This window comes from Lapidilactobacillus achengensis, from assembly GCF_003946655.1.
Taxonomy (GTDB): Bacteria; Bacillota; Bacilli; order Lactobacillales; family Lactobacillaceae; genus Lapidilactobacillus; species Lapidilactobacillus achengensis.
Genome location: NZ_RHOV01000004.1, coordinates 133,432 through 153,853, shown reverse-complemented (window position 1 = coordinate 153,853; position 20,422 = coordinate 133,432). Strand labels below are relative to the sequence as shown.

Genomic DNA, 20,422 nt, shown 5'->3' with positions numbered 1-20,422 from the left:
TAGCCCAGTATTAAACAACTTACTCTTTCACGCCTCCATCCATCGTCCCTTCAGTAAAGAATTTCAGAACAAACGGATAAAGCAGAATCAATGGAATAATTGAAACAATAATAGTGCCAGCCTTTAATGAATTGAAATCAATGCTCTTTAGCACCTCGGCTGAGAGTGCTCCGGACGAGTTCATCATCGATGAGTTATCGTTTAAAACAACAAATTGACGCATCAACACTTGAAGTGGCCACTTGCTTGGGTCGTTGATGTAAATAGAAGCTCTAAAGTATTCATTCCACCGAAATACACCATAGAAGAGTCCCATCGTCGCCATCGCCGTTTTCGAAAGTGGAAGCACAATTTTTGTAAATTTAGTAAAATGTCCTGCACCGTCAATATCCGCCGATTCCATGATGGACTCAGGAATTTCTTCAAAGAAACGCATGAGAATAATTAGGTAATACACGTCAATTGTGCGATACAAGATAATTGACCATAACGAATTTATCAAGCCAAGGTCCTTAACAACGAAATATTCCTGTACTAACCCAGGTTCGAAAACCATAAAGATAATTAGCATTATCATGAAGAAGTTCTTTCCAACAAAGGACGGTCTGGTTAAAACATAAGCCGTAATTGCAGTTAAGAACAGACTTAAGGCAGTACCACAAACAGTCAAAAATATTGAAATAAATATACTTCTCGTCACTTGAGGATTTGAAAATAATATTTGATAGTTTTGGAACGTGAACCCTTTAGGGATGATACTCAAACCCGATAAATCTTGCATTCTGTCAGGACTCGTCAATGATTGGGCAAGGATATTCAAGATTGGAATAACCATACACGCTGCGATCAGTAATAGAATGATTGAGTTAATAATTACGCCAAGAGATTTTCTATTTCTTCTTACCATTACCAGACACCCTTTCCAGTAATTTTTTTAGATGTGAAGTGTGTTCCTAGGATAAGGACCATACCGATCAACCCTTTAAAGAGGCTTGCTGCCGTCGCAATCGAATATTGGCCGTTTTGAAGCCCAATTCGATAAACATATGTGTCCAAGATATCAACAACACTGATTACTGAATTGTTCATGAAGTTGAATACCTGATCAAAGCCCGCATTCATAAAGAACCCTAAATTCAAAATAAAGACAGTGATAATTGTATTTCTTAATTCTGGCAATGTTATATGGATAGTTTGTTGCAAAGAATTTGCCCCATCCATGTAAGCCGCTTCATACAATGACGGACTAATTTTCATTATTGCAGCAAGATAGATGATTGAATCCCACCCAGCACTTCGCCACATTTCGGAAAAGACAAGTACCCACCTAATAGAACCTTTTTGCGTCATAAAATCCATTGACGGAAGATGGAAAATGTTTAGCAGATTGTTAAACCCACCAGATGATGGATTCAGGAGACTAATCCAAATGCCTGCAATAACCACCCAGGAAAGAAAATGGGGAAGATATATCATTGATTGAACGCCTTTGCGCAATCCACGAAATGGATTGCTGTTCAACATAAAAGCCAGGATTATTGGAATTGGAAAAACAAAAATAATTTTCATGGAGCTGATAATAACCGTATTCTTTAAGACAGACAAGAACGTCGGTGAGCTGAAAAGCATTCGAAAATACTTCAAGCCTGCGAAAGTATTCTCGCCGATAATCCTATAATCCTCAAAAGCAAGCTTCATTCCAATCAACGGCCAAACTCTAAAAAACGCAAAATAAACCAGCCCTGGAATCAAAAACACATATAACAACCAATTACTCTTGATGAACTTCATCTTTCCCCTAATACCCATACTCAACTCTCCTCATCATATAGCCTTTTTAACCGATTACATATCGTTCCAGAATAACTTAATCCTAGAATAGTCGCGCAAGGCTAAGTGCTAGCATTACTACCAGGGCACCTCCAATTCGAACAGACACCTGTGCAAATGGCATCAGCTGCATACGCTCTCCAGCCGCTAGGATTGCTAGTGCTCCTGTTCCTCCTTGTCCGCTACAACATGACATAACTATTGCTGAATCAATCTCATTTAACCCAGTCAGCCTCCCCATAAAGAAGCCAACAATGACGATCGTAGTAACAACTGTGAATAAGACAATAACAATTCGAAAATCCGAAAACACCTTAATCAGATCTTCCCACGGGGTCATTGATACCCCAACGCCAAATAGTAATAATGGCGAAATCGCAGTCACCGTGAATCTATATAAATCAACACTTCCCACCTCAATCTCTTTCGGAACTAAATTCAGTATCTTGATGGCAATCACGAGTAATAGAACGACAATTGGAACAGGTAAGCCAATAAATTTTTTCAAGAGAATTGAGAGGAAGTAGATGCTAATCGCAAGTGTTGCCGCGCTAAGTGTATACTCAAGTTTATGTGGCATTTCATTCTTGCTCTCTCCAGAGAGCGAATTTGAAGTGGTATCCCTTACGAGCACACCGAACCCTGTCAAATCATTTCGTCTCAATCCTAATTGATTAAGTAACCCCGCATAAACTACGCCAATCAAGCCACCCATAAAGACACATGGTAGTAGTTGTGCAAACACATCACCTTGCGATAATCCGAAGGCTGCTGAATACCCTATGGACAATGGCAGTGCGCCTTCACCAACACCTCCGGCCATAACTGGCACGACAATAAAGAAAAAAGCATGTTTCAGATCAAAACCTAATAATACGGCAACAACGCAGCCAACAATGATACCCATTATTTGAGAGGTCAGCAGGGCAACGATTATCTTTGAAGCAGATTTAATCAATACCTCACGACTCATACTAATCATGCTTCCAACAACGATAAAGACAATGAACAGCATCAAAAAGTTTGTATTATCCATGAATTCGTTAATTATTTGAACTGAATCGTTTGGAAGCCATTTCTTATAAACTAGAAACGATGGTAGAAACGTGACAACTAATACCTTGCCTCCAAGCGTCCTAACAAGAGGGATATGTCTTCCAATTTCCTCTAAGATTAATGAAAAGACCATTAATACGCCAATGGCTCCCATTAAATCATTTGGAATCATGTGATTAAGCGAAAGAAATATATAAGACGCCAAGAGAATCAAATATAGTTGGTAAGGCAAGAAACCGATTTTTATTTTTTTCAATATATTAGGCTCCTTTCGAAATGTGGAACCGATTACACATTTTACTAAAAAAATTTGTGTTTTCGAATTATGAATACCACTTGGACCAAGTAACCGGTTACATATGCATTATTGCATAATTTGAATGTTTGGTCAATAACATTTCGCCTTTTTTAGCATAAACTTTTAAAGCGTTTTCAAAACGCGGCTCAAAATAAAAAAGTATGATCTCTTGACCATACTTTTTTCCAATTTACAAACGCGTCAACGATTCAATCCGTTCAGCAATCTCGCCTTTAAACACGTAGGAGCCCGCGACCAAGACATTAGCGCCGGCCGTGACACATTGTTGACCGGTGTCGGCGTTGACGCCGCCGTCAACTTCGATGTCGTAATGGTAGTCGTTGTCCTCGCGGAGCTGTTTCGCGGCGGCGACTTTTTCCACCATCGCTGGCAGGAAGCTCTGGCCGCCAAAGCCAGGGCTGACGGTCATGACCAATACTTGGTCGACCAATGGCAACAAGTCGGCATAGGTGCTCAGGGCGATCCCGGGGTCAAAGGCGATCCCGGCTTTTTTGCCTAGGCGCTGGATTTCTTGGATCAGGCGGTAAGGATGGGCGGACGTTTCTGGATGAAACGTGAGAATATCTCCGCCGGCCGCCGCCACGTCCATGATCACTTGTTCGGGCTGGTTGACCATGATATGGCAATCCAAAGTCAGCGCGGTGTGTTGCTTCAATTCGCCAACGATTTTATCGCCGAAATTGATATTCGGGACGTAATGGCCATCCATAATGTCCACGTGTAAGTAACTGGCGTCGGTCTGTTCGATGAGCTTGATCTGGTCGCCCAGCTTGAATAAGTCAGCGGCCAATAATGAAGGTGAAACAATCGGCATAATGATTCCTCCCAAATAAAGATAGTTGCGCACTATCACCAGCTTATGCCAAGGTACCGACTAATTGCAAGCGCTTTTTGAAAAAAGAAACCGGGCTGACCTGGCTAGAAGAAGAGTTTGCTGACGAGGATCGTGAAAGCCAACAAGCAGACGGACCCGGTGAGGCAGGCCAATACGGCTTTGCGCCCGCTGCGCCAGAAGACCTTGAAATTCACGCTAATGCCCAAGGCGGCCATGGCCATGCCCAGCACCAGATAGGCCAACTTGACTAAACCGGCCAAAACCGCGCTGGATAGCGGCAAAAATGTCCCGGCAACTGAAGCCAGAATAAAGCCCAGCATGAACCAAGGAATCGGCAATTTCCGAGAAGAGGCATTCGTCCTGCTACTTTGGCGTTGATACCAGATGCCGATGATCAAGGCCGCCGGCGCCAGTAACAAGACCCGCGACAATTTCATGATAATCGCGGTGTTCAACGAAACCGGGCCATTAGCGCCCCCAGTGGCGACGGCATGGGCGATTTCATGAAGCGACCCGCCGGCCATGACGCCAAATTGGGTAGGTGTCATCTGTAACAAGGGGCGTAATCCTAACTCAATCAAGGTGAAGACCGTGCCCAGAATCGCCACGATTGCGACCGCCAACACTTCGTCATCATGTTTTTGCGCTTCATCGCCGTCAGCGGCAGGAATCTGCGGTGAAATGCCCATCACCGCCGCGGCGCCGCAAATACCTGTGCCCGAGGCCGCGAGGATCGCTAATTGCCGGGAAACGCCAAATTTGCGCGCCAGCCAATAGGTCAAACTGATTGTTCCCGTGACAATGATCAGCGCCACAACAATGGTTTTGACTCCGGCTTGGGCCAGTTCGATCAGGTTCAATTTGAACCCTAGCAAAATGATCCCCAGACGCAGAAATTTATTGGCGATCAACCCATTGCCCGCCTTACTGGCCTGAACCGCGGCTGGCCATACTTGAAAAACCATCCCCAAAATCAGGGCCAGCACCAAGGCGCCGATCACTGATAAATAAGGTAAACTGCCCAGGAAACTACCTAACAAGGAACAACTTAATGTAATCAGAAAAGCATAGCCAAAGCTTTTCGTCCGTAATGTTTTAAAACTCATCGAATTCTCCTTTGATTTTTGTTTTCATGGTATCATAGGCACTGAATAGGTAAAAATTAGTATTTGTTAGGTTGGTATAAGATAAACTAATCTCGGAGGTTCTAATGCTCGATAAACGCTACTTGACCTTTTATCATCTGAGTCGTAATCTCTCCTTTACCGCAACGGCGGCGGAGTTATTCATCACCCAGCCTGCGGTGTCGCAGCAGATCAAATCGTTGGAGGCCGAGTTGAAGTTGCAATTAGTCACGCGCCAGCATGGTCGCATCCAACTAACCGACGCCGGCCAATCTTTGCAACGTTATGTGCGCCTGATCATGACGGAGAATCAGCATTTTCTAGCGGCCTTACAGCAATCTGGTCGGCCAACCAAGCTGACTTTGGGTTGCACGCGTTCCCTCAGTCACACCCTTTTACCACCATTGTTAAAAGTTCTTAGCCAGCAGTACGACCAGCTCACGGTCAAGCTGACCAACACCGAAGAGAATTTGGCCGGGTTGCGCGCCGGCACAATTGATTTGAGTTTGATCGAAGGTAATTTCGACACCACCGAATTTGACGCCTTTTTCCTGCGGAATAGTCCCTTTATCGCCGTTACAGGTCAGCGCCGACTCAGCCAAGCGCCCCAATTTGATTGGGACCAGTTACACCAGGAAACCTTGTTGGTTCGCGAAGCTGGCTCTGGCAGTCGCGAAATTCTGACCAGCTTTCTGGCTACGCAAAATCAACATTTGAATCAATTTCCGAAGCAAATCGAACTGCCTGATCCGGAGACGATCATCCAGGTTTTACGCAGCGGGGTGGGCTTCAGTTTCCTTTATCGCGATTTAGTCGCCACTGAACTGGATCAGCAGCGCTTATGGCCCCTGACATTTCCGGGCTTTCACATCAGTCATCCGCTCAATTTGGTCTTTCCCAAGAACAGCTTTTTCAAGGCGGAATATCGAGAATACGCCAACTTACTACAAAAAAGAGTGTGAGCCAGCCCGAATTGCTTCTGAGCATTAACCTAGTCAGGATTTTGGAGGCTGGGCCTCGCCTCCGGAAGCCTGACGTAGTTAAGCACAAGAAGCTGGGCGGGCGAACACGTTTCATAACAGAGTGTGAGCCAACCCGGGTAGCGCTTGAGCATTAGCCTAGCGATTGTTTTGGAAGCCGCACCTTGCTTCCGGAACAATCGCGTAGCTAAGCGGAAAGCGCTGGGGCTGGCGAACACGTTTCAAAATCGCGGGACAAAAAACGACCCAATTCCAAGATGGTTAACGGAATCAGGTCGTTTTTGTGACAGCGATGGTTTTCTATTGGTGCTTCATTTGTTGTCTTTTTATTATTTCCAAGTGCTTTCAGATGTATCTAGGCCATTCTAGTTGGAATCAAGCGTTCTTGGCGAGCAGCGCATGATTTAAGGCGGTCATGAAGGCTTTGGCATCGCCGACGAAGCCGTAATCAGCGACGCCGAAGATGGCCGCTTGCGCATCGGAATTGATGGCAACGACGGTTTGCGCCTGGGTGATTCCTGTGAGAAATTGCACCGCGCCAGAAATCCCGCAACAAAAGAGTAGCTCAGGAGCAACTGTTTGCCCGCTTTGGCCGATTTGATTGCTAACGGCAAATTGGGGATCATCAGTCAGCGGCCGGGTCACTCCCAGTTGGGCGTTGAGAGCCGCTGTCAACTGCCGCGCCGTGGCCACGCTGGCTGGATCCGCCGCGCCGCGACCCAACGCAACGATCCGGTCGGCCTGGGCCAAGCTCGCTGGTGGTGTAGGTATTACTTGTTCATTAAGAATGTCGAAATGAGCCACTTTTGGCCAAGTTAGGTCAGTCAACACCTCAATCTCCTGACAAACTTGGTCAGCTTCGACGGGAACCGCCGCAAAGGTGTTGGGCCGGACTGTCGCCATTTGTGGTCGACGCTCCGGACAAGTGATTTCACACATGATGTTGTCCCCATATGAAGGCTTCACTTGAACCAGTAGCTCGTCTTCAAAATACAAGTCGAGGCAATCAGCGGTCAGCCCCGTTTGCAATTTGGCTTGGAGTCGCGGCGCGAGGGAACGACCTAATGCCGTGGCCCCAAACAGGAAACTATTGGGTTGACGGGCTTGCACCAATTGCTGGAGAATCATGGCTTGCTCCACATCCGCGACCTGTTCCAGTTGGGACTGTTTCACCGCCAAAATTTGGTCGGGGCCGTATGCGGCCAAAGTTTGCTCAAGTTGCTGGTCAGGCGCTTCTAATAAAACGGCGACCACTTTGAAAGTCGGCGCGATTGCCTGTGCCTTACTAATCAATTGCAGCACAGTTGGTTCGATTTGATTTTGCTGATGCTCAGCGAAAATCCAAACCTCAGGAATTTTTGTCATTGTGGTGCGCCTCCTTAAAGCAGATTCTTGGCTTGCAGGGCGGTCAACAGTTCCGCGACGGCCGCTTGTGGATCCGGATTCAAATATTGGGTTGGGACCGTCTTGGTTTGGGGCGCGAGAATTTTGCGCACGACCGTTGGCGAACCCGCGACACCTAAACGCGCTGGGTCCGCTTCCAGATCAACCTCGTTCCAAGTTAGGATCGGTTGCTGGAAACCCGCCTTGATTTGTCGCGGTTGCAGATAACCAGGATCGTTCAGCTCCCGCGTGGCGGTGACAACCGCCGGCAAAGGAACAGCCAAGGTTTGCGCCAACGCTCCTAAACGCCGCACGCCTTGGAGTCCTTGATCAGTCCAAGTCAGCTGACTAGCCAACGTTAATTGTGGCCAGCCGAGAAATTCCGCGACGATCGGTCCCACTTGCCCAGTGTCGGCATCCACCGCTTGGCGCCCGAAGAAAGCCAGATCAACGGCGCCGATTTTGCGAATCGCCTGACTTAACGTGTAGCCTGTGGCCAACGTATCCGAGCCTGCGAAAGCCCGCGCGCTCAATAGAATCGCACGATCGGCGCCCATCGCCAAGCCTTCGCGCAAACAATATTCGTTATCATTGGGGCCCATCGACAGCACGATCACCTCGCCGCCAACCTGAGCCTTAAGATCCAACGCCGCCTGCACCGCATGGCGATCAAAGGGATTGATTCTGCCGGCCAAGCCTTGACGAATCAAATTATGGGTCACCGGATCGAGCTTGACCTGATTGGTTTCCGGCACCTGTTTCAAACAAACAACGATTTTCATAAGCATACTCCTTTGGAATGGTGTGCGTCGGTCTTGCTTTTGCCACTTTACTACTTCACAGGTCCAGGAGCTAAAAGCGACTCCCCAGACGGTGATGAGCTTAACGTTGCGCAGCAATCCGGCCGGCTCACACTTTTTTCGCGGCTCCCACTGGCCAAGCGCTGTTGTCCAGTGTCAAAAGGCAACCAGTACTTAGATGCGCTGCGCCACTTCAAGTTGGGTGATTTCGGCGCGCATTTTCTCCACGGTTCCTTCCGCGATTTCCAGCGCTCGCGCATCACGAATCAAGTGTTCAATGGGATAATCCAAACTGTAGCCATAACCTGCGTAAATTTGGAGGGTATCATCACCGGCGCGAACCGCTTGCCGACTGCCGTGGGTCTTAGCCATCGCCGCGATTTCGGCATAGGGTTGCCCTTTGGCTTTGTGACGCGCCGCTTCTTCATACAACAAAGCAGTGGTTTCTTTGGCTAAGGCGATGTCCGCGATTTTACGTTGGATCGCCTGTAAGTCGGTTAAGCGTTGACCGCCGGATTTCCGCTGATGCGCGTAGTCCACCGCCAATTCCAGCTCATGTTCAATGATTCCTGCCGCCACCGCGCCCATTAAGACGCGGGCATCCGCATGAGCATTGTCGCCGATCTCATGGCCTTGACCCACCTTGCCCAACAAATGGTCGGCTGGCACCACAACATTTTCCATGAAAATTTCACCGATCGGCGTCCCCGTCAGCCCGAGGAAGTTCTCTTGCTTACCGAATTTAAAACCGGGCATGTCTTGATCAACGAGGAAAACCGAGAATTCAGTCGGCGCGGTTTTGACCAGCACACAGTAGACTTCGGCCAGTCCGCCATTGGTGATCATGATTTTGTTGCCGTTGAGCACCCAATGATCCCCCTGGCGGACCGCCGTCGAGCCTAAGGTGCTATGATCCGAGCCGCCACTGGGTTCGGTCATCGAGAAAGCGAAAATCCGCTGGGTCGCGCTGGGCAAATAGCGATCCAGCAAGGATGGTTGTCCGTATTTCAACAGCTGATCCAACGTTTTGTAGTGACCTTCCAGGGTGACCGCTACACTGGCGTTGCCCACGGCCAAATCATAAATCGTCTGCGCCGTCGCCACCGCGTCAAACCCGGCACCGCCATATTGTTCCGGCAACATTAGACCCAGAAAGCCTGTATCGACCAGCTTCCGATAAAGATCAGAACCAAACGACCGTTCCCGATCAATCGCCATGTCATGGGGCCGCACCTCATTGGCACTAAACTCCTGAACCATTTGATGTAGCATCAATTGCGCCGCTGTTAATTCAACCATTGCTTTCCCTCCGTATACTACTTCACAATCACGCTTATTATTGTAACCCCTTTCACTTATCGAGGCAAGTAAATTATACTATTTTTATATATATATTTTGGAATATCTTCTCAATATGCTATTACAGCAATGTTTCTCAAATATATTTATCATTGCGCTAAAAACAAGATACATTTTTTATATATAAAAAAGGATTGAAAGGTAACTCTCTTTCAATCCTTTACGGTACTGATCTGAAGCGTGCTTAAAAGCAAAAAAGCCTGGCGAAACAGAAATTCCTCGCTAAACCCGCAGGTCGATTTCTTTAAAAAACTCAAGCATCGAGATACAGGGAACGTTTAAATCCTGAGCAATATCAGGAATCTTACAATTTTTGGCCGGATGTTGTTGGTTGAGATTGATATTCTTGACTTCATCCGTCACGATCGTATAGCCGGTCTTTTTAGCGATCGCAATCAACCAGCCATCAGCAATCTTTAAATTCGCCCAACCACGATCACTGTTCAAAGCCTCATCGTGATAATTAGCGCTGGCTTGAATATGTTCCAGCACCTGCTGCCACTCGGTAACATACAGCCGTTGATCAAGCAATTTATGTTGGTAATGGTTCTTCAAATACTCGTTGACAAACCATTCACTTTGAATATTTTCGTTGGCGACCACCTTGGGGATAACGATATCCGCATTAAGAATAGTTGTAAATTCGCGCCAGAAAGAAGGGAAATTCTCTTTAGGATAATAGCGATCATAGAAAGAGATATAAATATTTGTGTCCAATAAATACGTCATCTATCTACGCTCCTTCAAGATATGATAACCCTTGTAGCCGACGCCAATAATATTGAAAGCCTCTGTGTATGATAGTTGTTGGTTGTTGATGGCATTTTGAACATAGTTAAAGAATTGGCGATCGATTCTAAAACGAATATTATTTTTGAAATTACCACCGGTTTTTTCGGTCGTTCGCGTCAGCTGAAAAGCTTCGTAATGGTTAGTTAATTCATCGATCAGTTGATCGTAGTCGGCCTGTTTGATTTGACGATTATCCAACAAGCGCCGGGCGATCACAAATTCACTGACCTTAAAATAAGACGCTAATGCGGCCATTTCCGGCGTTTGACGATACTGCTTCAGGAAACTTGCTTGGGGAACCAATATCTCTGCCGTCACTTTATTGACAAATACCTCTGTCGGATCAAAATCATGCTTCAGGCTTTGATGCCCAAGAATCTCCTCGTCGGCAATAAAGAGATGAACCAATTCGTGAACAAGCGTGAATAATTGGCCATTGCTACTATCCTTTTGATTAATGAAAATCAGCGGCGCTTTCGTGTCAACCAAGACGAATCCGCGAAACTCATGTGGATCTAAAACGCGATGAGTGTTGTCCTTATATTTGCCATTAAAGAAAACGAAGACACCACTCCGATTGATTCGCTCACGTAAGTATTGAATAATATGTGTCTTATCTGTATACCGATAGTAATCTTGACTGATCATCAAAGTCTGACGAATGAAACGAGCCACTTCTAATTCGTTATCGTGGCTTGTAAACCGTCCAATATAAGGTAATTCGGTGTCGATCTCCCCTCGTAGGAAGTCTTGTTTCGTGCGCATCTCAGCAATTGTATCCAACAATTCTTTACTAGGTTGGTCCACATGTTCCGAGTTGACCGTACGAAAATTGATTTGCTCCGTCCTTGATTCAAGCGGTTGATTTAGGAGCAATAATCCCACTGGGATTTTCAGCACCTGCGCAATTTTAATCAGCTGGTTAAAGGTTGGCGTTTTTGCGCCAGACAAAAAATCAGGAAAATTCTGATGCGTTTTTTCCTGCATAAACGCGACGGTCAGACCAGATTCTTCAAAATAGGCCTTCAGTGTTGCTGCATTCATCTTCGTTGCCACCTTTCCGGACAGCTTGATACCACGTTAAGTATAGCATAGAACGCTTACTCCCCAAACAGCTTCAAATCGTCCTTAATCTAAAATACGCAAAATCCGCTGGTATTCCCGCAACAGAATTCTTTTCACGCCAAAAAATCGCTAACGACCCCAGCACATCAAGCAATCGTGGCTGATCATCATTAGCGTTTTTTTAGCCAGTTGGCCTCAATAGTGCCGGGCCTGCGGATCGATCCGCTGAAGACCCGTTGGCGTTACCCGAAACAAGCCGGTGCGCACGGTTTGGCCATATGTCTTGCGTAGTAGTTTGCTGAAGGTCAAATGATGTTCCGGGATGGCGACGTAATCATACTGTTGGATCATGGTTTTGAAGGCGGCCGGCGTCATCTGAAACGCTTCTTGGCCGACCAATTTATCCGTGAAATAATAATACCTGCCGACTTGACCCGCGTAATAATTGTCAACGTCTTCCGGCTCTGGATAAACCAACAGGAACTTCTGATCGGTGACTTTGGTGCGGGGTTGCGAGATTTTCGTTAGCTGGACCGGCAGCGTTCGCTGATTGACGGCATTGATGTGATCGATCCCATTGATCTCGGAAACCATCATGATCACTGAGAACGTCAGCAAGCCGAAGCTAACCGTTTGATAAATCGTTTTGGTGCTGACCGAGCGGAAGGAACGGAGCCCGCGTTTGGCGAAATTCTGTTCATACAAGGCGTAATCGAATTCCACCGCCAAGGCCAGCGCCGCCACAAACAAGCTGAGAATCACCGTACTGGCAAGATAGCGCTCCAGGCCATCGAGCTTGATGGCTTCAGCGTGGGGCATGGAGACAAGATACATGGCCAGCACACTCACGGCGTACAGCAAGTAGCCTAAGTCAACCACGATCAACAGTTTGAGTAACGGGTTACGACGCTTGATGACCCATCGGATCACGATCCACGCGACTAATAAGGCAGCGCTGATTAACAGCATGCCCTGAAGCGCCAAGGTACTCGGATCGAAAAGCGCGCGGAAAAATTTCGTCGTGATCTTCATCATGGTGCCGTCACTTTCACCCTTGAGCTGACGTAAATAAGCTTGAAAGTCAATTTGGTGCTTAGACGAACTGGGGAAAGTTGTTTTCACGTGCTGTTGCCACCACAGGAACGGCAGCACACCGAGAACTACCGTCACGAGATAGCCCAATAGCCCACGCAAATGACGGCCAAAGCCCTGATGGCGTAGGCGCTTGAGGTTGAGATAGAGGCCATACCCGACCAAGACCACAACGAAGAACGTGCCAGAATTCTTGGTCAAGAGCAAGCTCGCACTAAACAGCGCCAATAAGGGCCATTGGTAGCGGGGCTGGTCGCGATGAGCATATAAAACGGCGATCCCCGCCGCGGTAACGATCGGCAAAACATAATCGACCAACAAGTTGTTGAACCGGATCGCAATATTGAACACGTTAGCGATTGAAATCGCAAAGCAGAGCACCATGGCTGTCAACGCCCGCGTTCGATCACGCAAAACTGCGAAAAGCGCGTAAGTCGCGCTCCAAATCAAACCAAATTGGGCCACCAGTAGGACGCCATCGTGGTAACCGACTAGCGTTGTCCATTCGGTTAACCATAGTGCTGTTGCCGGCGGGTAGGAAGTGAAGCTGATGATTTGATCGGCAGCTCCCGGCAGATGCCCCGTGTAAGTCATGAATTTGACAATCAGTGCCCAATGGGAGAAATTATCATAATGAATCAAGGGACTCAAGAATAAGGCCCCGGCAAGCGCAATGCCGAAAGCCACCATCCAGAGATCAAACAGATGAATATCCTCTGAAAGTAGGTCGATTTTGCGAAATAGTGCCAGTGGAAACAAAACCAACGAAATCAAAACACCTAACCCGACAACTAGGTAAATCCCTAGCCGCAGTTGCCCAATCATCGCGAAGACATAAAAGACCATGATCTGGGCCAATAACGCGACGATCCAAGACGCATAGAAATCCACCCCTGCCAGCCGTAACAACCATTGGTAACCGATCCAAGCCAACAGGATCGCCACTAGTCCCAACCAATGCAAAACGCTCACCCCTTCCTTTTTTAACCGTGATTGCTGCCCTTCGTCATCGGCGATCAGCCTGAGACGAGCACAGGCACCACGTCGGTTCCAGTTGGCCCAGTGACCAGCGTGCCAGTGCACTAATGCGACCGTTTAGAACTTGGCCGGCGCCGCAAGCGTTGTTGCAATTTACGCCCCCGCATGACCACGTTCAAATAAAGTTCATCGAAAACCGTGATCCAGGTGTCCTGCTCAGCTGGCAGCAATTCATTCTCACCATCATAGACCAGCTGTAAATAATGATTCTCGGTCGTTCGATCCATTTTCGCTGTTTTGATACTATAGATCGGTGCTTGATCGGTTGGTTGCACCCGCGTCACCGTTCCCCGCAGGTCTAACGGCGTCCGACCATGATACAAGGTCAAGCGCACCGCATCGCCAGCGTGCAAGTGCGGTTCATCCGCGTCGCTGACCGCCGCAAAAGACAGCCCGCCTTCAGAAATATCGTGGGTCAAGATCACTTTCAACGCCGGGCCTAGATGTAACTGCCCCGAGGCCCGCCGCTTAAAGCGTTCACTTTTCCGATAGACTTGCCGCCCCATCGAGATAAATAAGCAGAAGCTCAGATTGATGAAATTCGAGATCAACCAGAAAGTGATCACACTACCGACCAGGATTTCCGAGCCATACTTGCCGTAGTTGAACTTGATAATAGCGAAAAGGTGGACCAGCCACAACAAATAGTAAGGCCAACTAAACAGATAATCTCGCAGTGAGGTTCGGCTGGTCTTCTTCGTGACCTTGAACTTGCGCTCATGAAAACCCAGCGATTCCAGTATGACCGGAAGAAATAAATAGGGCGCAAAAAACGTTTCTTGAATCTCACCCCAGCGTTCATCGCGAATCTTATCCGAGGTATCGCTGAGCACGTAATGCAACAAGAAATAACCAGGCATCCACGTCAACATCAGGGTCCAGAAATTCGCTTTGACCACCATGATCCCAAATAAGGAGAAGAGCAACGGCGCAAACAAGTAGACCATCCGGCGAAAGAACGACCACCAATAGAAATAACAGTTCATCAGAATCAACCGCATTTCGAAACCAATCTTCGGATTAAGAAAAATATGCAGATTACGGCAGCTATGCACTACCCCACGAGCCCAGCGCGTCCGTTGCTTCATGACCCCACGTAAATTGATTGGCGTGGTCCCACTGGCCTGCGGTTTATCCGTTGACCGACTACTATAACCGGCAATATTGATTTTCGCGCCGAGTTCAAAGTCCTCCGTCAACGTATCCGTGGGAAACCCGCCAGCATCATCGATCGCCTGCCGCAGGAAAACCGTGTTCGACCCGGTAAAGAGCGCATGATTATTCGAGCCATTCAGCACGTTGACATCTCGCGAGAAGAAATCTTGCTCATTGGGCACGATTTTCTCAGAGAACAGGTTGAATTGGAAAATGTCCGCATTGTAGAAACTTTGCGCCGTCTGGACGAAACCCAACGGAAGCGTCTGATCAGGATCAGCGGCCAAATCTTGGAAGTTCTGTTGAAAAAGCGGCACGGTCGCCTGCAGAAATGTCGAATAGGGAATCATATCCGCATCGAAGATCGCAAAGAGCGGCGCGTGGAGCTGCAACAAGGCATGATTGATGTTGCCTGACTTGGCCTGGTGATTGTCCTGCATGCCAATGTAACCCACCTGATAGGCCGCGGCCAATTCGGCTACTGCTGGGCGATCACCATCATCAGCCACGAAAATATTCAGTTGCCCTGGATATTCAATAAACGTCGCCGCATTGATTGTTTTGCGTAAGAGTTCCGGCTCCTCGTTATGAGTCACGATCAACAGATCCACCGCCGGTAAAGTCGCCGCAGGTAAGTAAGACACTGGCGCCGGGGGCAACTTCTTTTCCGTCAACCGAAAGTATATCAAAATATAGGCCGTCGAATTTGAAATGATCTCGCAAATCACCAATAACAAGGCGAAGATCAACACCGCAGGCTTGGCGTGCCACGGAATCGTGAAGCAGACCCGCCAAAGGAGATAAAGAATCGACAGTAAAATCGCTAGAAAATAGGCTACTTTCCGTTTTTTACTCATTTCTACCATTTCGACACTCCTTCTAATCGGATTCTCAATCAATGGACCGTTTCTAGACCTAGTTTAATCAGAGGTTCACATTGGTCAATTATATTACTAATGACCCTTGAGATAAAGGCGAACTCACAAAGTAGCCCTGCTCATCGCCCCAAGTGCCAAAAAAAAGACGTCGTTTTCAGTGGTGGGCTGAAAGCGACGTCTTTGCTATTTACACATTAGGAGTAACAAAAACAGTGAGTGAATCTAGTTGGTTTAAAACGATCAAACTATTTTGGTGGTCACCCTTAAACTAAAACCCGGTCTTTTAGTCCAGTGGTTCCCATTGCCATTCCTCGACTTCAGGAATATCAGTCCCATGTTCGCGGATATAGCTGTTGTGGTAAGAAACTTTGTCATCCATCTTTTGCGCGAATTGGGCCGCTGCAGTGCCGTAAACAGCCAGCGCCGCATCCTTAGAAAGGTGGTAACGATCCAATTCGTTCAAGACCCGCATGTCAAATGGTGTGGTGATATCGCCATTTTCCCGGTAGCCATGGATGTTGATATTACGGTTGTGACGATCGAAGAAGATGTCACGGATCAAGCCTTCAAAGCCGTGGAAAGCGAAAATAACTGGCTTATCGGTCGTGAAGTAAGTGTCGAATTCTTCATCAGTCAAACCACGTGGGTTGATCTTAGGTGATTGTAACTTCAATAAGTCGACCACGTTGATGAAGCGAATCTTCATCTCAGGATATTGCTTGTGCAAGATCGAGATCGCAGCCAAGCTTTCCCAGTTTGGTTCCGTCCCAGCGGCAGCGAAGACAATATCTGGTTCGCTGTCATGGTCAGTGCTGGCCCAGTCGATGATCTTCAAGCCTTTCTCAACGAGAACTTGGGCTTCATCAGCTGAATACCATTGTGGCCGTGGGTGCTTCGAAGCAACGATCACGTTGATCTTCTCTTCGCTCGCAAAAGCCTTGTTGGCCACCGCTAATAAGGAGTTAGCGTCAGCTGGCAGATATTCGCGAATGAATTTCGGCTTCTTGTCCGCCAAATGGCCTAAGATACCTGGATCTTGGTGCGTGTAGCCGTTGTGATCTTGTTGGAAAGAAGTTGAAGTATCAACGATATTCAATGATGGGTACTTCTTGCGCCAAGCTTGTTCGTCAGCTTTACGTAACCACTTGAAATGTTGCGTCAACATCGAATCAACGACCCGCAAGAAAGCCTCGTAACTTGAGAAGAAACCGTGACGACCAGTTAAGACATAGCCTTCCAGCCAGCCTTCAGCTTGGTGTTCTGATAATTGAGAATCAATGATCCGACCTGCTGGCGCTAAGAATTCATCATTAGGTTCCTTGATGCTTTCTTCCCATTGACGACTGCTAGCTTCAAAAATCGGTGCCAAACGGTTGGACATGGTTTCATCAGGGCCAAAGATCCGGAAGTTATCTGGGTTCAACTTGATCGCATCCCGGGCCCATTTGCCAAAGACCGTCATATCTTGAGCGATCGTTTTGCCACGTTCGGAGTTATCTAAAACATAATCCCGCCAGTTAGGCAATTTCATTGGCCGTGGCGCTAAACCACCATTGGTGATTGGGTTAGCAGCCATCCGGCGAATCCCCTTAGGTGCCATCGCCTTGATTTCAGGTTTCAAAACACCATTGTCGTCAAAGAGTTCCTCTGGCTTGTATGACTTCAGCCAAGCAACCAAATGATCAATATGTTCCATATCTAATTGGTCAACAGGAATTGGAATTTGGTGAGCCCGGAAGGAGTTTTCGATTGGCTTACCATCCCATTCTTTGGGACCAGTCCAGCCTTTAGGTGCCCGCAAAACAATCATTGGCCAAACTGGACGTGTTGCGTCGTTGTTTTCCCGTGCATGTTGTTGGATTGCTTCGATCTTCTCAACAGCCGCGTCAACAGCCTGCGCCATTGCTGGGTGCATCTTCTTAGGATCGTCACCTTCAACAAAGATTGGTTCCCAGCCCATCCCTTCGAAGTACTTGGTCAGTTCTTCGTCAGTTTTACGTGCCAAGATCGTTGGGTTAGAAATCTTGAACCCGTTCAAGTTTAAGATTGGCAGAACCGCGCCATCGGTGATTGGGTTGATAAAGCTGGTTGATTGCCATGAAGTCGCTAATGGGCCAGTTTCAGCCTCGCCATCACCAACAACAACCGCCGCGATCACTTCAGGGTTGTCAAAAATCGCGCCAACACCGTGGGAAAGTGAGTAACCTAACTCGCCACCTTCATGGATCGAGCCTGGTGTTTCAGGAGCAGCATGAGAGGCCACCCCACCTGGGAAGGAGAACTGCTTGAATAGTTTCGCCATCCCTTGTTCGTCTTCGCTGATTTCTGGATAGATCTCAGAATAAGAACCATCAAGATAAGAGTTAGAAACCATGACCTGGCCACCATGACCTGGGCCTTCGATGTAGAACATGTTCAAGCCATACTTATTGATTGCCCGGTTCAAATGGGCATAGATAAAGTTCTGGCCGGCAATCGTGCCCCAGTGACCAATTGGGTGAACCTTAACGTCAGAAGCGACGATCGGCCGCTTCAATAACGGATTGTCTTTCAAGTACAATTGACCAACTGAGATATAGTTAGCCGCCCGCCAAAATTCATCAACTTTATTGAGATATTCAGCTGAAGAATAATCAACGTTGTTTTTAACTGAATCCATAATTTGCCTCCTAATGACAATTTACTTAACATCATTCAACATCACTATCATAACAAATCTGGTCAAAAAGTCAACCATTTTGAAAATTGATACGTTCCAATTCGAGGAAACGGTTTCTTTGCCCTTAGCTTAGCATTTATCGCGTCCAAAAACTGTCATCTTTGCGAAAAGTCACAAAAAAAACAAGAAATTCGTCAATAAAAACCGAATTTCTTGCCTCATGATCAATCATCTAACGTGACAAAAGTATTGTATTTCATATAGCGATAATGCAGTCGCATCCGCGAATACTCAAACGGGGTCCCATCATCGAGGAAGAACACCCCCGCCATGATTCCCACTGGTTCTGTTGGGGTCAAGCCTAATTGCGCTTGATCCTCATCCGTTGAAGGCTCCGCCGAGATCGTTAAGTAAGACTTAGTGACCGCTTGATTGCGTTCCCGTTGCAAATAATTGAAAATCGAACTGGAGACGATCTTTTCCGAAAGTTCCGGCACGATCTTGATGGGAATATAGCCCGTTTCGATCATGAACGGCTCATCATCAAACAGCCGCAACCGCTTGATCTCATAAACGAAGTCATCATTCTTCAGGAACAGATCCCGCTTCAATTCCGGATCTGGTCGAACCACTTCGAATTTCAATAACTTGATTCCAGGTTTACGCCCGTTCATCTGGAAACTGTCGGTAATTCCTAAGTTAGAGCCATTATTGTAATGGAAGACCGAATCATTCTTCAAATACAGCGGATTGATAAACGTACCCGAACCACGTTTCTTAAAAACCACGCCCTGATCGGCCAAAATGCTTAACGCCCGCTTGACCGTACTGCGACTCACCTCATACTGTTCACTCAGCGAACGCTCATCAGGTAACTTCATATTGGGAAATTCACCAGCCAGAATCTTATCTTTAAGACTGCCCAAAAGCTGGCGATAAACTAAATCAGCCATTGCTTACGTCCTATCCATCGTTATTTGTCGAATGAGTTAAGATAGACCTACTAAGCTTAAATATGACAGAACTTTAACATAATTGCAAGAGCAGAATGGACGATCTCGCGGGTTTGAGTGGGATTGCTCCTTTTTTGCGGAGTGAAAGTAGTTTGTCCGCGGCTTGCGCTGCGAAATTCGGGGTGAGCTCGCTGTGGGCGCTGTTTTGAGCCAATCCGCAAAGTACGCGGCTTGTCTCAAAATCAGGCCTTGTCCTAAGCGGCAGAGCCGCCAAGGACAATTTCACGGCGATCTCACCCCGAATTTCTCCGCTCCAGCCGCTCAACGTTTTAACAGCCGCTTGAGCACTCACGCCGACTGGCAAGCTATGGTCAATTGATGGGGAACCACGCAATTGACGGCCGTGGTTAGTGGTTATGATCTTTAAATTGGTGACACCAGTGAAGTCTGCCTGATGAACAGGTCTGATTCTCAGTGAATCAATTGAATCAGTCGGTTTCACCCAAAGATTATTCGGGGATTAGTTAAAGATGTTCGACCAACGCAAATCGAACCAACCTACTAATCCAAATCCGTTGGCATTGCCGTACCACCTAAAGAGTGGGCAATTGTTGGATTTCTATCTTGCCAAATCGCTTCGTCAAATTCTTCGCCCATATTGCAGATAGGTACAATTCTGCCTAGCAACCGCCGCAGGACGTGTGGCTCAAAACAGTGCCCACCGCGTTCCAGCCACAACAAACGTCCTGAGGCGGTTGCGTCACCACCAAACCCGCCAGACTTACAGTCAAGCGCAGGTTCAAGAATAGCGCCCATTCCTCTGGAATCTGTTGGCATTGCCGTACCACCTCAAAAATGGGCGATTATTTGACCTCTACCTTGCAAAAGCACTTCGTCAAATCCTTCGCCTCGATTGCAGATAGGCTCAATTCTGTTCAGCAACCGGCTGGGACTGCGCGGCTCAGTGGTGAAATTGTCCTTGGCGGCTTTGCCGCTTAGGACAAGGCTCGATTTGAAGACAAGCCGCGCACTTTGCGGATTGGCTTCAAACGATGCCCACCACGTTCCAGTCCGCAACAGCAGTCCCAGCCGGTTGCGCTCACG

18 protein-coding genes are annotated in these 20,422 nt (G+C 47.4%); 1 reads left to right on the top strand and 17 read right to left on the bottom strand.

Going from position 1 to position 20,422, the window contains the following annotated elements:
• Positions 1–19 precede the first annotated feature (19 nt).
• From EKM94_RS03900 to EKM94_RS03880, 5 genes are all read right to left on the bottom strand, one after another.
• The gene (locus EKM94_RS03900; RefSeq protein ID WP_125597781.1) at positions 20–907 is read right to left on the bottom strand and encodes a carbohydrate ABC transporter permease; all 888 of its coding nucleotides are present in this window, start codon (positions 905–907) and stop codon (positions 20–22) included.
• The gene (locus EKM94_RS03895) at positions 907–1,809 is read right to left on the bottom strand and encodes an ABC transporter permease (RefSeq protein WP_125597778.1); all 903 of its coding nucleotides are present in this window, start codon (positions 1,807–1,809) and stop codon (positions 907–909) included. The genes EKM94_RS03900 and EKM94_RS03895 overlap by 1 nt, the downstream gene beginning before the upstream one ends.
• Before the next feature lie 64 nt (positions 1,810–1,873).
• Positions 1,874–3,142: a 2-hydroxycarboxylate transporter family protein gene (locus EKM94_RS03890; protein ID WP_164511093.1), complete on the bottom strand. Its 1,269-nt coding sequence runs from the start codon at positions 3,140–3,142 to the stop codon at positions 1,874–1,876.
• A gap of 232 nt (positions 3,143–3,374) precedes the next feature.
• Complete coding sequence (gene rpe, locus EKM94_RS03885) at positions 3,375–4,019, bottom strand: ribulose-phosphate 3-epimerase (RefSeq protein ID WP_125597772.1); 645 nt, start codon at positions 4,017–4,019, stop codon at positions 3,375–3,377.
• Positions 4,020–4,123: 104 nt separating this feature from the next.
• Positions 4,124–5,146 (bottom strand): YeiH family protein, encoded by a 1,023-nt coding sequence (locus tag EKM94_RS03880; RefSeq protein WP_125597769.1) that lies wholly within the window; start codon positions 5,144–5,146, stop codon positions 4,124–4,126.
• A gap of 104 nt (positions 5,147–5,250) precedes the next feature.
• On the opposite strand from EKM94_RS03880, the gene EKM94_RS03875 reads away from it, so the two are divergent.
• Positions 5,251–6,126 carry a LysR family transcriptional regulator gene (locus EKM94_RS03875; protein WP_125597766.1) on the top strand — a complete coding sequence of 292 codons (876 nt, stop codon included), beginning with the start codon at positions 5,251–5,253 and terminating at the stop codon, positions 6,124–6,126.
• A 393-nt stretch (positions 6,127–6,519) separates the two neighbouring features.
• On the opposite strand, the gene EKM94_RS03870 is transcribed toward EKM94_RS03875, so the two are convergent.
• The 12 genes from EKM94_RS03870 to EKM94_RS03815 form a co-directional block, all read right to left on the bottom strand.
• Positions 6,520–7,509, bottom strand: coding sequence for an electron transfer flavoprotein subunit alpha/FixB family protein (locus EKM94_RS03870; protein WP_125597763.1), 990 nt, complete (start codon positions 7,507–7,509; stop codon positions 6,520–6,522).
• Between the two features lie 14 nt (positions 7,510–7,523).
• Positions 7,524–8,309 carry an electron transfer flavoprotein subunit beta/FixA family protein gene (locus tag EKM94_RS03865; RefSeq protein WP_125597760.1) on the bottom strand — a complete coding sequence of 262 codons (786 nt, stop codon included), beginning with the start codon at positions 8,307–8,309 and terminating at the stop codon, positions 7,524–7,526.
• A 192-nt stretch (positions 8,310–8,501) separates the two neighbouring features.
• The gene (locus EKM94_RS03860; protein ID WP_125597757.1) at positions 8,502–9,626 is read right to left on the bottom strand and encodes an acyl-CoA dehydrogenase family protein; all 1,125 of its coding nucleotides are present in this window, start codon (positions 9,624–9,626) and stop codon (positions 8,502–8,504) included.
• Positions 9,627–9,908: 282 nt separating this feature from the next.
• Entirely contained in the window at positions 9,909–10,415 is a 507-nt protein-coding gene (locus tag EKM94_RS03855; RefSeq protein ID WP_125597754.1) for a DUF4411 family protein, read from the bottom strand.
• A complete protein-coding gene (locus EKM94_RS03850) occupies positions 10,416–11,522 on the bottom strand; it encodes an ImmA/IrrE family metallo-endopeptidase (protein WP_225422153.1) in 1,107 nt (368 codons plus the stop codon).
• A 216-nt stretch (positions 11,523–11,738) separates the two neighbouring features.
• Complete coding sequence (locus tag EKM94_RS03845; RefSeq protein WP_125597748.1) at positions 11,739–13,598, bottom strand: ABC transporter permease; 1,860 nt, start codon at positions 13,596–13,598, stop codon at positions 11,739–11,741.
• A 119-nt stretch (positions 13,599–13,717) separates the two neighbouring features.
• Positions 13,718–15,694 carry a glycosyltransferase family 2 protein gene (locus EKM94_RS03840; protein ID WP_225422152.1) on the bottom strand — a complete coding sequence of 659 codons (1,977 nt, stop codon included), beginning with the start codon at positions 15,692–15,694 and terminating at the stop codon, positions 13,718–13,720.
• Positions 15,695–15,989: 295 nt separating this feature from the next.
• Positions 15,990–18,365 carry a phosphoketolase family protein gene (locus EKM94_RS03835; protein WP_125597746.1) on the bottom strand — a complete coding sequence of 792 codons (2,376 nt, stop codon included), beginning with the start codon at positions 18,363–18,365 and terminating at the stop codon, positions 15,990–15,992.
• Positions 18,366–18,589: 224 nt separating this feature from the next.
• Positions 18,590–19,318: a GntR family transcriptional regulator gene (locus tag EKM94_RS03830; protein WP_125597743.1), complete on the bottom strand. Its 729-nt coding sequence runs from the start codon at positions 19,316–19,318 to the stop codon at positions 18,590–18,592.
• Between the two features lie 73 nt (positions 19,319–19,391).
• Positions 19,392–19,820 carry a hypothetical protein gene (locus EKM94_RS03825; RefSeq protein WP_125597740.1) on the bottom strand — a complete coding sequence of 143 codons (429 nt, stop codon included), beginning with the start codon at positions 19,818–19,820 and terminating at the stop codon, positions 19,392–19,394.
• Between the two features lie 59 nt (positions 19,821–19,879).
• Positions 19,880–20,155 (bottom strand): hypothetical protein, encoded by a 276-nt coding sequence (locus EKM94_RS03820; protein WP_125597737.1) that lies wholly within the window; start codon positions 20,153–20,155, stop codon positions 19,880–19,882.
• A gap of 12 nt (positions 20,156–20,167) precedes the next feature.
• Positions 20,168–20,395, bottom strand: a complete 228-nt coding sequence (locus EKM94_RS03815) for a hypothetical protein (protein WP_125597734.1) — start codon at positions 20,393–20,395, stop codon at positions 20,168–20,170.
• Between the last annotated feature and the right edge of the window lie 27 nt (positions 20,396–20,422).